The organism is Paenibacillus sp. FSL R7-0163, from assembly GCF_037969975.1.
Taxonomy (GTDB): domain Bacteria; phylum Bacillota; class Bacilli; order Paenibacillales; family Paenibacillaceae; genus Paenibacillus_AQ; species Paenibacillus_AQ odorifer.
In genome coordinates this window covers 2,747,792-2,760,391 of sequence record NZ_CP150224.1, presented here as the reverse complement: position 1 = coordinate 2,760,391, position 12,600 = coordinate 2,747,792, and the positions used below count along the sequence as shown (strand labels likewise).

Here is a 12,600-nt window from a genome sequence, read left to right as displayed (position 1 = left end):
CGATACATACAATAACAAAGGACTGCCGAGAGGCAGTCCTTTGTTCACTCTAACTAGAATCCCCTTACACTGCTAGGTGTTACTTTTTTATGCTTTTTGAAGGTTCGGCTGAAATAGTAGATATCGCTGAAGCCAGTAGTGGTAGCGATTTCAGAAATCGTTAGCTGGGTATGGCGGAGCAAATAATCTGCACGGTCTAAACGGACAGCATTTACATATTCCGATATCGTATGCCCAGTTAGTTCCTTAAAGAGACGACTGAAATGGAAGCGGCTTAGACCCGTTAGCGCCGCAAGTTCGTCAACTTGAATCGGCTCCTGGTAATGGGTATCGATATAACGCAAAACAGGTGCGAAGCGTTCAACGGTCTGAATACGCCTCTCTTGCTCAGCCTGTGAGAGTACGGTGACGATATGTCTGCGCAACAACAGCGTTAGCAGGCGGTATAACTCGGATTTGACAGCCAGCTCGTAACCAAATTCGCGACGTTCCAGTTCCCGGATAATCGCCAACACACAGTCTGTAATATGTTGATCCCCCCGGATATGGTTACGTAACAGCAGCTGGTTCCGCTGAATCGGGGCGATGAACTTGGTTTCGGCAGCATCGCTTACCGCACTATGCAGCAAAGAAGTATCTGCAATAATCGCATAATACAATAAATCAGAAGAAGCGCTTACCCCATAATGCAGCTCGTTGCTGTTCACAGCAACTAAATCGCCAGTTCGAACGTTGATCGGTGTTCGTCCGCACTCAAAAACAGCCTCACCACTTTCAATAAATATAAACTCAAGATGCTCATGCCAGTGATGTGGGAACAACATAACTCCTTCTTGGTTGAAGCGCTGGGTATGTACTTTAATCGGAAACTCGGGATCCGGCATGTCCATGGGTTCCTGTAGATGTTTATCATAGTCCAACATTTATAGACTGCACCTCCTATAGCACAATTGTACAAATGAAACCGCAAGGCTCTGCATGGTGTTTAGGGTTGAAATCATTATAATACGAATCATAACCTATGCAAAATAAAGGAGCGAGTGTTAATGGATAAGATCAAAATTGGCGTGATAGGTACGGGCTCTATCTCCGGCATGCACTTAAGTGCTTATCGGAATAATCCGCAGACAACCATATATGCGGTATGTGATCTGAATGAAGAGCGTGCACGCGAAGTTGCTACAGAATATAACGTCGAGAAGGTATACACGGATTATCGTGAACTACTGGCCAATTCCGAAATAGATGCAGTCAGCATCTGCACATGGAACAACTCTCATGCCGAGATCAGCATTGCGGCGCTTGAGGCAGGCAAGCATGTGCTTGTGGAAAAGCCGCTTTGCCGTACGGTTGAAGAAGCGCTTCAGGTACAGCAAGCAGTGGAAAAGAGCGGCAAGATTTTGCAAGTAGGCTTTGTACGACGTTATGACTCCAATGCCCAGCTCCTTCAGACATTGGTGGAACAAGGAGAATTCGGCGAAATCTACTATGCAAAGGCAACGACGTTCCGTAGACTAGGCAATCCCGGCGGCTGGTTCAGTGATATTGAACGCTCAGGCGGCGGACCGCTGATCGATATTGGCGTCCATGTGATCGATCTTTGCTGGTATTTGATGGGCCGTCCGAATCCAGTATCGGTAAGTGCCAATACCTACCGGAAGCTCGGCAATCGTTCTAATATTAAGAATCTCTCTTTCTATAAAGCCGCGGATTACGACGCAGCGAACAATACGGTGGAAGATTTAGCAAATGCACTAATTCGCTTTGAGAATGGAGCTTCGCTGATGGTCGATGTCAGCTTTACACTGCATGCCAAAGAAGACGAGCGCTCAGTACGCCTGTACGGGGACAAGGGTGGTTTTGAAATCGATCCTGAGATAGTCATCGTTAAAGAACAGGCGGATACGATCGTCAATACCTATCCGCAGACTGATAATAAAGGATTTGAGTTCAACAGTGCATTCCAGAATGAAATTAATCATTTTGCGAGCAACATCAGTACCGGCTCTACACCGATTAGTCCTGTGCAAGACGGCGTTACAATCATGAAGGTACTCGGCGCGATCTATGAATCCGCAGCCAAAGGTGAAGAGGTGAAACTATGAAGTTAGGAATCAGCACTTACAGTCTGCATTCAGCTTTTTCGACGGGTGAGCTCACGCTTGAAGGAGTCATTGAGACGATCGCCGATCTGGGCGCAGAACATGCGGAGATTGTACCCTTGGGTATCAATTTGGTTGAAAATCCTGAGCTAATTGATCAGATTGTACGAACAGCAGCGGGTCGTGGACTAGAGTTATCCAATTATGCTATCGGGGCGAACTTTGCCGGGCTAGAGACAGCGGAAATGCAGCGGGAAGTCGAGCGGGTAAAGCGGGAAGTAGACGTGTGCGCGGCATTAGGCATTCAGCGGATGCGGCATGATGTAGCCTCCTCAAACGATCTATCCATCACGCATTTTTTGGAAGAGCTTCCACGTTTGGCTGAAGCCTGCCGAGAAATTGCCGATTATGCTTCAGGTTTGGGCATTACGACCAGTGTGGAGAATCATGGATACTTTATTCAGCACAGCGATCGTGTACAGGCGCTGGTTCATGCCGTAGGAAGAGACAACTTCCGTACAACACTCGACATTGGGAATTTCCTGTGCACAGATGAGAACCCGCTAATAGCTGTACCTAACAACATCAAGCTTGCTTCGATGGTGCATTTCAAAGATTTCTATATTCGTCCACAAGACCGCCAGCCTGGCGAAGGTTGGTTCCAATCCTCCGGTGGGAACTGGTTGAGAGGTGCCATCGTTGGTCAAGGAGACATCGACATGCCAAGTGTAATTCGAATCGTTAAAGAAAGCGGTTACGACGGATATATCTCTGTAGAATTTGAGGGAATGGAAGAGTGCCGTAAGGGAACAAGACTGGGGCTGGAATACATCAAGCGGGTTTGGAACCAAATCTAATTCATTATACTGGAGGATTATTGCCATGGTTAAGCCAATTATCACTAATAAAATCGGTGTTATCGTAGACAGCTTTCAGGTTGGAGTGAAAGAGGGATTGCGTAAGGCAAAAGAAGCTGGGGCAGATGGAGTTCAGATTTATGCGGTGCAAGGCGAATTTGATCCCGCTACTCTCTCTCAGTCAGCACGCCGTGAATGGAAGGATTACATTGCTTCGCTGGGTTTAGAAATCTCTGCCCTCGTTGGAGATTTAGGCGGACATGGCTTTCAGGATCCTGCCCAGAACCGTGCCAAAATTGAAAAGTCCAAGCGCATTATGGAGCTGGCTAAGGAGCTAGGTACAGATATCGTAACTACACATATCGGTATTGTTCCCTCTAACCCAGCCAGTAAAATTTATGAAACCATGCACATTGCCTGTGAGGAACTTAGCAGATATGCACATGAGATGAATTCTTATTTTGCGATTGAGACTGGGCCAGAACCCGCTGCACGTCTGAAGACTTTCCTCGACGGTCTGGGTTCCAGAGGGGTTTCCGTTAATTTTGATCCGGCCAATATGGTCATGGTGACTGGTGATGATCCGGTGCAAGGTGTTCATACTCTAAAAGACTACATTGTACACACCCATGCTAAAGATGGTCTCAAGCTTGCCGATATCGATCCACGCGATGTTTACGGTCAATATGGTTATGAAGCACCAGCATTAGACCATGAGAAAATCGCTGAAATGGCCGAGACCGGCTCGGCATTCCGTGAAGTTCCGCTCGGAGCGGGTTCTGTTGATTGGAACAACTATCTGCAAGCACTGAACGACATCGGTTATACAGGATTCCTGACCATAGAACGGGAAGTTGGCACTAATCCGGAGGAAGATATCCGCCAGGCTGTGAATTTTTTAAAGGGTTTTCGGGTCTGAACACGGTAGTGATAAAGAATAAATAGTTCATTCAAACAGTCCCTGTGAAAAAAGATCCTACATCCATTGGGACTGTTTGTGTTATAGATTGTGCGGGAAAGACCTAGGACGGTAATGTTCTGAATTTGGAAAGAAGGTGTGACGATGACAGCAGAACGTTTGCTCCTCCGCCGGGCGAAAGTCCTGAATGGAGCGGAAGTGGACATTGTCATAGCTGATGGCAACGTAGTCCAGATTGTTCCCGGTGGCACCGCCGAAGACCATGGTTTCAAGGTCGTGGAAGCCAATGGGGCGTATGTCTCTAGCGGCTGGATCGACTTGCATGTACATGCGTTTGCAGAATTGAATCCGTATGGAGACGAGATCGATGAAATCGGAATCAAATGTGGCGTGACTACGCTCGTGGACGCAGGTAGCTGCGGAGCGGAGCGTATTGGTGAGCTGGCAGAGGCGGGGAAAAAGTCAGCAACGCAACTGCTTGCTTTTCTTAACATTTCAAAGATTGGCCTGATGCGAATTGACGAGTTGTCCCAACTAGAGTGGATTGATCATGAAAAGGTGCTTCAGGCGGTAGTTGCTTATCCTGAATTTATCGTAGGCTTGAAGGCCAGAATCAGCAAAAGCGTAGTGGGTGACAATGGCATTCAACCGCTTCAACATGCACTGGAGCTTTCGGAAAAGACCGGGCTGCCGCTGATGGTACATATAGGCTCCGCACCGCCGGATATCCGTGAGGTTTTACCGCTACTTCAACGCAACGACGTGATAACCCATTATCTAAATGGTAAAAGCAACAATTTGTTCGATAAGGAGAATCGACCGCTCCAAGTGCTGAGAGATGCTATTGAGCGTGGAGTTCACTTGGATGTGGGACATGGTACGGCTAGCTTCTCGTTCGCTGTGGCCGAGGCGGCCAAACAAAACGGTATTGATCCGGATACGATCAGCACAGACATATACAGAGGCAACCGTATCAATGGTCCCGTCTACTCCATGGCGAATCTGTTGAACAAATTCCTTGCACTGGGATATTCCCTTGAAGATACAATTGCACGGGTGACAAGCAGAGCAGCCCAGTGGCTGGGACGCCCGGAACTTGGGGAGATTCGGATCAATAACAAGGCGAATCTGACCCTTTTTCGTGTGACGGATAAGAAGATTGAACTGGTAGATTCTGAGGGGGAACGCCGGGTAGCACAGCAAACCATTCAAGCAATAGGAGTGATCATAGGTGACAAATACATGGAATGCGAAATACGGCCTGAAAAGAGTTATTAATGCAAGCGGCCGGATGAGCATCCTCGGGGTATCGGCACCGACCGATACGGTGATGGAAGCTATGCGTCAAGGCGGACAGAGTTATGTGGAAATCGCCGATTTGGTGGATAAAGCGGGGGATTATGTTGCACGTCATACAGGTTCTGAAGCAGCGGTGATCGTGAACTCGGCTTCCAGTGGAATTGCTTTATCCGTGGCGGCGCTGGTAACCCGCGGTAATATTCGTACAAGTCTACGGCTCCATCAGGATAGCATTTTTAGAAATGAAATTGTGATGTTAAAAGGTCATAACGTACAATACGGTGCACCAGTGGAAACCATGGTTTATCTCGGCGGCGGTAAAGTGGTGGAAGCAGGTTATGCCAATGAAGGACGGGCGGAGCATTTGGCTGCTGCGATCTCGGATCAGACTGCGGCTATCTTGTATGTCAAATCTCATCATGCCGTTCAGAAGAATATGATCTCTGTAGAGGAAGCTTGGGCTGTGGCTCAAACTCATAACGTCCCGCTTATTGTAGATGCTGCAGCGGAAGAGGATCTGCAGAAATACGTGCAAATATCCGATCTGGTCATTTATAGTGGCTCCAAAGCCATAGAAGGTCCAACATCCGGACTTGTGGCGGGAAAACGTCTTTATATTGAATGGCTAAAAGTGCAGCTTCACGGCATTGGACGCAGCATGAAGGTTGGTAAGGAAACATCCTTCGGCCTGATGCAAGCGTTGGATGAATATGCTCACAAACAGGATACAAGCGAAAAGGAAAAAGCTACGCTCCAATTGCTGATGCCGCTCGATGGGCTTCCCGGAATTCGGGTAACTATCGTGCAGGATGAAGCAGGCCGGGCGATTTACCGTGGACGCATCCATGTGGACCCGAATCAGTGCGCAATAACAGCACTTGAGCTGTCCCAGCAGCTTCAACAAGGTGAAGTGGCTATTTACACTAGAGACTATGGGGTAAGGCAAGGTTATTTTGATATTGACCCGCGTCCGCTAATGGGTGATGACATAGAAATGATTACAGCGAGGATAAGGGAATTGACAGGAGGGGCAAGCAATGTCTGAAATTAACAAGCGGTTCTATAAAGGTCGGGTGGCCTTAAACGTATTGGCTAAGGATATAGAAAATGCCAAAGAGGTGTTTGCTGCTGCCGAAGGTTATGTACTGGTCGGTGTATTGTCCAAAGACTATGCAACGGTAGAAGAAGCCGTGCAGGCGATGGAGGCATATGGGCGGGAAATTGACGGTGCGGTATCAATAGGACTAGGTGCGGGTGATAATCGGCAAGCTGCTGTTGTTGCAGAGATTGTCAAATCCTATGCTGGCAGCCACATTAATCAGGTATTCCCAGCAGTTGGTGCGACCCGTGCTAACCTTGGAGCGAAAGATAGTTGGATTAACAGCATGATCGCACCAACGGGACAACCTGGTTTTGTGAATATCTCCACCGGCCCGGCCAGTGCGGCACAATCTGTACCCGCTGTAATTCCCGTAAATGCGGCGATTGCATTGGTTCGGGATATGGGCGGAAATGCTTTAAAGTATTTTCCGATGCAGGGGCTGAGCCGTAAAGCGGAGCTAATCGCTGTGGCCAAAGCCTGTGCGGAAGAGGGTTTTGCGCTGGAGCCGACCGGCGGTATCGATCTGGACAACTTTGAAGAGATCTTGTCTATTATATTGGAAGCGGGAGTGCCGCAGGTGATTCCCCATGTCTATACATCGATCATCGATCCGCAGAGCGGAAGAACGAGAGTGGCGGACATACAACAGCTGTATCGGACGATGAAAAAGCTGGCAGATCAATATGCCTAAACATATCGCCGCTTTTGGTGAAATAATGATGCGGCTACAGGTACCGGGCTTTGAACTGTTATCTCAGGGTAACCTGCTGAAGTATTCGTTCTCCGGCACCGGAGTCAATGTACTGTCCGCATTGTCCCGATACGGACATCGGGGGACTTTGGTGTCCAGACTGCCTGCGAATCCTATTGGTGACGCAGCAACAGCCTATCTTCGGCGACTGGGCATCCAGCCGGAGCATATCCAACGCGGGGGCTCAAGTATAGGGATGTACTTTCTTGAAAACGGATTCGGGGCTCGCCCCTCCCGAGTGACTTATTCCGGTCGCCCGGAGAGCAGCTTCAATACTGCTCCTCCGGGTACTTATCCATTCGCAGAGCTGGCAGACCTCGCGGATGCTGTTCATTTCTGCGGGATAACACTGGCAATGAACGATGATGTGCGAAAAGCGATGAAAACTTATGCAAAAACGGTTAAGCAACACGGTGGTCTAGTCGTTTTTGACTGCAATTACCGCCCATCGCTCTGGGGGGAGAGAGGCTATGAGCTGGCGCGCTCCCATTACGAAGACATGCTGCATTTGGCCGACATCGTGCTGATGAATGAAAAAGACGCAATGCTAATCCTTGGTATGAAGCCCGAAGGAACTTCAAGAGAAGAACAACTTCAGGAGCTGATTCCCACAGTAGCTTCACGCTACAGTCTAAGTACGGTAGCAGGAACGCATCGGTCCATCCATGATGATAACCGCCATTCATTGCGCGGTTATATCTTCAAATCCGGTCGCTTCGCATATTCCGAGACCTTAAGCTTTCCGGTGCTTGATAGAGTCGGGGCTGGAGATGCTTATGCCAGTGGTATAATTCATGGTGAGCTGGAAGGTTTTGATCCTCAGCATACTGTAGCCTTTGCGGCCGCGGCCGGAATGCTAGCCCACACAGTAGAAGGAGACTCTCCGCTGGCCTCCGAGCAAGAAGTTATTGGTGTACTGACGGGTGCTGTAAAAGATATAATGAGATAAAGAAGAAGCTGCCTTACAGGAGAACAGGCCTGTGCGGTGGCTTTTTTTATCGCTACAAACACTGTACTTTTGTTCAGGCCAAGAATCAGATCCAATGGTTACAGGCTAGATTTGGCTTAATTAGATCTTTTTAAATAGGTGTAAAATCTCATTTTTTGCAACTTTATCCTCTATCCGGCGTCAAAGAAGAGAGAATAAGAAGGGGGAGCCTATATGAAAAAGTTAAATCTACTAGCCCTTTTAGCAGTTATTTCAATAATCTTTGTTGGATGTGCCAATACAGGGAGTAAAGATAAAGCGAATAAAAAGCTAATCGATCTGAGTTCTGTGGACTCCATTACAATCCATAATGATAGCGGCGGATTAATAACCATAACGGACCAAAAGCTAATAGAACGTTTCAATAAAGCTATACATACTGCTGAGTATGACAACGCGAAGCTTGATATTGCAGCACCTGATTATGAGGTTACTGTTGAATTGAAGAGTAAAGAAAACGAAAAATTCTCATTCTGGATTATGGGCAATAATAATGGTCTTTTCACCAAATCAGGAGTAAATGGGCATTACAAGTTATCTGAAACGGATAAGGCTGCTTTGCTTACCTTATTTCAATCAACTGAACAACAAGTAGAATCAGATAATCTAAAATTAGATGAGACCATCAAGCGAATCACATTAGCAAACGCTCTAGCACATGGTTCAGTGAATGCTAACATAAAGGATGAATACACAGATCATGAAACCATAGATACTTTCGTCCGAGCCATCCGTACTGCTGAACAAATACCAGGGAATTTAAATACCGCAACGCCTAACTACGATATCGTTCTAATTTCAGATAATAATAAATATGCCTTTCATTTATGGATTAACGAGACAAGCGAGCAAGGCATGTTAATGAATGTGAACAAAACGGATACAGGCTACACACTTACTAAGGAATCAACTGCCGAGTTAAAGAAGATTCTGTTCTCGGAAGCAAAATTTAATGGTTTGGAGTTTAATACAGAACGGAACTCTATTGGAGATCTGGTGGCCAAACCGGTTGGCCTATCCGAAAATAACTATCTGTTAAACGGTGGAGCAGTAGTTGAACTGCAAGGGATCTCTTATCATACCATTCATCTTTTCTATGGCGACCATAATGCTGTCAACGCTTTATTAGCCCATGATCCTGCTACGGATGAGGTAAAGGTGAAATGGAGTGACGAGCTCAACGATTCCAATAATCTATGGAATAATGCTTTTATGAGCAACTATAATATGCTAATCCCGCTGGATGAGGATCATCTATTATTTCTGGAATCGGATGTGACGAAAAAAGCTGGGCAATATCATTTGTCCTCATATAATGTTCTTACAGGAAAGATTGAACGACTTCGGGAAAACTTCTGGCCGCTTTCTGATGATTATGATTACATTTATAAATTTCAATGGAAAGCTGATGAGCAAAAATTGTTTATGCAGAGTTATCTCGGCAATGTATGGATCTTTGATCTGAAAACAGGAAAGGACGATGTCCATCTTCTGAAATATCGCGTAATCCCACATTCGACGACCGGGGCGCCATCCATGTTCCTCTCACCAACTTTTAAGAGATTTGTACATGATGATGAGAGCGGCGAATTAACTTTTTACGATAATAAAGGAGTTTCGCTACGTACTGTACCGTTACCACAAGAGCAATATGTACCTTCTGAGAAAATAAAGTGGAACCCGGCGGGCACGATTGCCTGGATGGATACAGCAGAGATCAACGAAAACCGAATTCTTGACATCGATATCGATTATCTGAAAATAGCTGCACAAAAAATTAATTTTTATAATCAGGATGGTCTTTCCATCGGATCCATTAAGACTGAAGGCAATCATGAAGATACGGCTATTGAAGTTGTGGGGTGGATGGACGCTAATGTAGCCGTGATAAAGTCATATACTGTAGAACTTATGCACAAGGATAATATAGGGCTTAATGTTAAGGATGTTTCTTATTATCTCTATGATGTAAAAAAGAAGCAGAAGGGGGCAAGCTTTTCGTCCATCCCTTCCCGTGCTACCGTTTCTACAGATCTTCGAATGGGCGATGCCGATAATACGGGGGAAATCACTGTGAGTTTTAAAGAAATTACTTATAAAAAAGAAAAATAAATAAGCCTCGGGAGTTCACCGCAACGATCACACAAGATCATTGGGTAAGCTTTCCGAGGCTTCTTTTTATATTTAAAAGACAAATATTTAAGAATTCTCGAATTCTATATTTGTCCCGCTGTAGAACGGACGGAGGACAGCAGGTCTAGCCGGAAGCCTTGTACTAGAGTGTCACCGTTCATAAGATCGGTCTCATACGCACGATTAAAGCCTAAGCGCTGGTACAGTTTGATGGCTGAAGACATCATTTCCGAGGTGTGCAGGTTCAAGGTGGTGGCACCCAACTGTAGTGATCTCCGTGCAGCATCGCGAATCAGAAGGGTTGCAACGCCAAGACCACGAGCGGATGGAGATACGGCTAGCAGACGTAGGATAGGGGAGTGAATCCCGAGCTCCGGTTTCCCGTAAGCCGTTTCCGAGGAACTGAACAAGAGTGCGCTACCAACGATTTTCTTGTCGATTTCAGCGATGATCCGAACGAGCGGGGTATCACCATGAACGGAATCAAGAAGCGATTTCCGATACTCCAGCCACAACGGCTCAGGCATGATCTCCGAATATTGGTGGTATGCATCTAACAGCAAATCGGCGATAGCATTTCGATCTTTATTCTCCGCTTCACGGATAATGATCTTTTGTGACATGTTTTCGCTATCCCCTTTCAGACAAATGTAATGTTCATTCGAATGAAATTATTATACATGATAAATCCTAGTGGTATAAGAGGGGTTTCATAATTCTGATTTAGGAATAGAAAAGTTCTATATGAAATAAACATGACTTTCAGTTCAAAATCCGATTGATTTACATGGAATTAATTGTTGACAAAAAATAGGGTGATGACTAAGATATAAACAAAATCTATAGGGTAGCATCGCTTTAATTCATTGTTTTTACATCGGAATAGTAAAATTAATAAAAGCATAGGGGGATTAGGGATGAACATTGAAAATATTGAGGCTTTTGTCTACATTAACCATTATGGAAGCTTCAATAAAGCGGCCGAAGTTCTATATATCTCACAGCCGACAGTAACGGCCCGGATTCAATCGCTAGAAAGGGAACTGGATTGCAAAGTGTTTGATCGGTTGGGCAAGCAGATTAACCTAACGGATAAAGGTAAACAGTTTCTTCCCTATGCCCAGCAGATTCTCCAGATCTATCAGAACGGTAAATATCAGGTTCAGGCTAAGGGACACATTCCAAATGAACTGAGAATCGGCAGTACGGTCTCGGTTTCCAATTATTTAATGCCCCATCTGATGCTCCATTTAAAGCGCAGATATCCTCATATCACAATCAAGCTGATGACAGCTTCTACGGAAGTATTGACTGAAAAGTTGAAATCGAAGGAGCTTGATTTGGCTTTTATCCGTAAGATCGTAAATCCGGCAATTCAAACCTTTCCTTTCTGCGAGGACCCCATCTCACTGTATGTACATGAGGGACACCGCTTTGCTAAAGCACAGCGGGCTTCACTGGAGGATATCCGCCAGGAGACGTTGGTTTTTTTTGAATGTGGCTCTTTGGACTGGATGCGGCTGCATCGTGTTTTTGAGAGTATGGAACAGCCGCCGAAGATTGAATATCAGGTAGATAACCTGGAGACAGCCAAAAAGCTGGTATTGAAAAAAGCAGGCATCTGTTTTCTTCCCGCCCTCAGTGTGCAGGAGGAAGTGGCGGTTGGGTCACTGATCCGGGTGGATATTGCGGAGACGGAAGGCATCTCCTTGCGAACCAGCCTGATTTCGCTAAATGGAGAGAACGCAGAATTCATCAAAACCCTGCTAGAACTGGGGATTGGTAAAGTGGGAGATCGACTAATTGTATAGATGTATTAAAAAACTCTATTAGCGCATGGACACATGCAGTGATAAAGTTAATTGCATATAATCACGACTATTTCGATAGGGATTATAAAGTTAATTTTCGAAAGGCTGGAGGGCATGTGATGAGTGAGGTATACAGGCTGGCAGAACTGAAGGATGCGGAGCAATTGCTGGATGTTACATATCGTGCCTATCAGCTGATTCGTGAACTTGGGCTGCATTGGCCGGCGGCCACAGCCGACTTGGCGCTTATTGAAGACAATATAGCTACGAATGAGTGTTATGTGCTTGAAGTTGACGGAACGATAGTTGCGACCATAACCCTTTCAAAGGAAGAAGAGATTAAGAAGATTAGCCCACTGCCTTTTATCAAATGGTTTGCTGCTCATCCAGATTACAGTAACAGAGGTTATGGTGGAAAACTTTTGGATTGGGTGGAAGAGAACATTATTGCTGGACAGTTAGGTTCGGCTGCGGTCACGCTGGCAACGGCGAAGAAACATCCGTGGTTGGTTCAAATGTATGAACGCCGGGGGTACGAACGGTTTCTAGAACTGGATCAGCAGAATGGTGACGGCATTATGTATCTGCTGAAAAAAACACTTACAGACAAACCACAGTTCATTCAAAGGGGATAAAAC

General features: G+C 46.0%; 12 protein-coding genes. 10 read left to right on the top strand and 2 right to left on the bottom strand.

The window, feature by feature from the left end; all coding sequences use genetic code 11:
* Positions 1-53 precede the first annotated feature (53 nt).
* Positions 54-923 (bottom strand): AraC family transcriptional regulator, encoded by an 870-nt coding sequence (locus NST45_RS12140; protein ID WP_076099220.1) that lies wholly within the window; start codon positions 921-923, stop codon positions 54-56.
* A gap of 123 nt (positions 924-1,046) precedes the next feature.
* Here NST45_RS12140 and NST45_RS12135 point away from each other — a divergent pair, with 123 nt between their 5' ends.
* The 8 genes from NST45_RS12135 to NST45_RS12100 all read left to right on the top strand — a co-directional run bounded on the left by NST45_RS12135 (position 1,047) and on the right by NST45_RS12100 (position 10,130).
* Positions 1,047-2,105: a Gfo/Idh/MocA family oxidoreductase gene (locus tag NST45_RS12135; RefSeq protein ID WP_036677306.1), complete on the top strand. Its 1,059-nt coding sequence runs from the start codon at positions 1,047-1,049 to the stop codon at positions 2,103-2,105.
* Complete coding sequence (locus tag NST45_RS12130) at positions 2,102-2,959, top strand: sugar phosphate isomerase/epimerase family protein (protein ID WP_076099219.1); 858 nt, start codon at positions 2,102-2,104, stop codon at positions 2,957-2,959. The genes NST45_RS12135 and NST45_RS12130 overlap by 4 nt, the downstream gene beginning before the upstream one ends.
* A 25-nt stretch (positions 2,960-2,984) precedes the next feature.
* Positions 2,985-3,878 (top strand): sugar phosphate isomerase/epimerase family protein, encoded by an 894-nt coding sequence (locus NST45_RS12125; RefSeq protein ID WP_036677301.1) that lies wholly within the window; start codon positions 2,985-2,987, stop codon positions 3,876-3,878.
* Between the two features lie 144 nt (positions 3,879-4,022).
* The gene (locus NST45_RS12120; RefSeq protein ID WP_076125570.1) at positions 4,023-5,156 is read left to right on the top strand and encodes an amidohydrolase/deacetylase family metallohydrolase; all 1,134 of its coding nucleotides are present in this window, start codon (positions 4,023-4,025) and stop codon (positions 5,154-5,156) included.
* Positions 5,110-6,222, top strand: a complete 1,113-nt coding sequence (locus NST45_RS12115; RefSeq protein ID WP_076125569.1) for a DgaE family pyridoxal phosphate-dependent ammonia lyase — start codon at positions 5,110-5,112, stop codon at positions 6,220-6,222. The genes NST45_RS12120 and NST45_RS12115 overlap by 47 nt, the downstream gene beginning before the upstream one ends.
* The gene (locus NST45_RS12110; RefSeq protein ID WP_076184626.1) at positions 6,215-6,970 is read left to right on the top strand and encodes a KDGP aldolase family protein; all 756 of its coding nucleotides are present in this window, start codon (positions 6,215-6,217) and stop codon (positions 6,968-6,970) included. Before NST45_RS12115 ends, NST45_RS12110 begins: the two co-directional genes overlap by 8 nt.
* Positions 6,963-7,979, top strand: a complete 1,017-nt coding sequence (locus tag NST45_RS12105; protein WP_076309427.1) for a sugar kinase — start codon at positions 6,963-6,965, stop codon at positions 7,977-7,979. Before NST45_RS12110 ends, NST45_RS12105 begins: the two co-directional genes overlap by 8 nt.
* A gap of 213 nt (positions 7,980-8,192) precedes the next feature.
* Positions 8,193-10,130 (top strand): hypothetical protein, encoded by a 1,938-nt coding sequence (locus tag NST45_RS12100; protein ID WP_339825688.1) that lies wholly within the window; start codon positions 8,193-8,195, stop codon positions 10,128-10,130.
* 104 nt (positions 10,131-10,234) lie between these two features.
* On the opposite strand, the gene NST45_RS12095 is transcribed toward NST45_RS12100, so the two are convergent.
* The gene (locus tag NST45_RS12095; protein ID WP_036677290.1) at positions 10,235-10,774 is read right to left on the bottom strand and encodes a GNAT family N-acetyltransferase; all 540 of its coding nucleotides are present in this window, start codon (positions 10,772-10,774) and stop codon (positions 10,235-10,237) included.
* A 294-nt stretch (positions 10,775-11,068) separates the two neighbouring features.
* On the opposite strand from NST45_RS12095, the gene NST45_RS12090 reads away from it, so the two are divergent.
* Positions 11,069-11,962 (top strand): LysR family transcriptional regulator, encoded by an 894-nt coding sequence (locus tag NST45_RS12090; RefSeq protein WP_076144092.1) that lies wholly within the window; start codon positions 11,069-11,071, stop codon positions 11,960-11,962.
* 119 nt (positions 11,963-12,081) lie between these two features.
* The gene (locus tag NST45_RS12085) at positions 12,082-12,597 is read left to right on the top strand and encodes a GNAT family N-acetyltransferase (protein WP_036677287.1); all 516 of its coding nucleotides are present in this window, start codon (positions 12,082-12,084) and stop codon (positions 12,595-12,597) included.
* The last annotated feature ends 3 nt before the right edge of the window (positions 12,598-12,600 follow it).

What these genes read in the sequence shown, in the direction of transcription:
- NST45_RS12095 (WP_036677290.1), bottom strand. Translation starts at nt 10,774, where the DNA reads ATGTCACAAAAGATCATTATCCGTGAAGCGGAGAATAAAGATCGAAAT.
- NST45_RS12125 (WP_036677301.1), top strand. Translation starts at nt 2,985, where the DNA reads ATGGTTAAGCCAATTATCACTAATAAAATCGGTGTTATCGTAGACAGC.
- NST45_RS12105 (WP_076309427.1), top strand. Translation starts at nt 6,963, where the DNA reads ATGCCTAAACATATCGCCGCTTTTGGTGAAATAATGATGCGGCTACAG.
- NST45_RS12135 (WP_036677306.1), top strand. Translation starts at nt 1,047, where the DNA reads ATGGATAAGATCAAAATTGGCGTGATAGGTACGGGCTCTATCTCCGGC.
- NST45_RS12140 (WP_076099220.1), bottom strand. Translation starts at nt 923, where the DNA reads ATGTTGGACTATGATAAACATCTACAGGAACCCATGGACATGCCGGAT.
- NST45_RS12090 (WP_076144092.1), top strand. Translation starts at nt 11,069, where the DNA reads ATGAACATTGAAAATATTGAGGCTTTTGTCTACATTAACCATTATGGA.
- NST45_RS12120 (WP_076125570.1), top strand. Translation starts at nt 4,023, where the DNA reads ATGACAGCAGAACGTTTGCTCCTCCGCCGGGCGAAAGTCCTGAATGGA.
- NST45_RS12130 (WP_076099219.1), top strand. Translation starts at nt 2,102, where the DNA reads ATGAAGTTAGGAATCAGCACTTACAGTCTGCATTCAGCTTTTTCGACG.
- NST45_RS12110 (WP_076184626.1), top strand. Translation starts at nt 6,215, where the DNA reads ATGTCTGAAATTAACAAGCGGTTCTATAAAGGTCGGGTGGCCTTAAAC.
- NST45_RS12085 (WP_036677287.1), top strand. Translation starts at nt 12,082, where the DNA reads ATGAGTGAGGTATACAGGCTGGCAGAACTGAAGGATGCGGAGCAATTG.
- NST45_RS12100 (WP_339825688.1), top strand. Translation starts at nt 8,193, where the DNA reads ATGAAAAAGTTAAATCTACTAGCCCTTTTAGCAGTTATTTCAATAATC.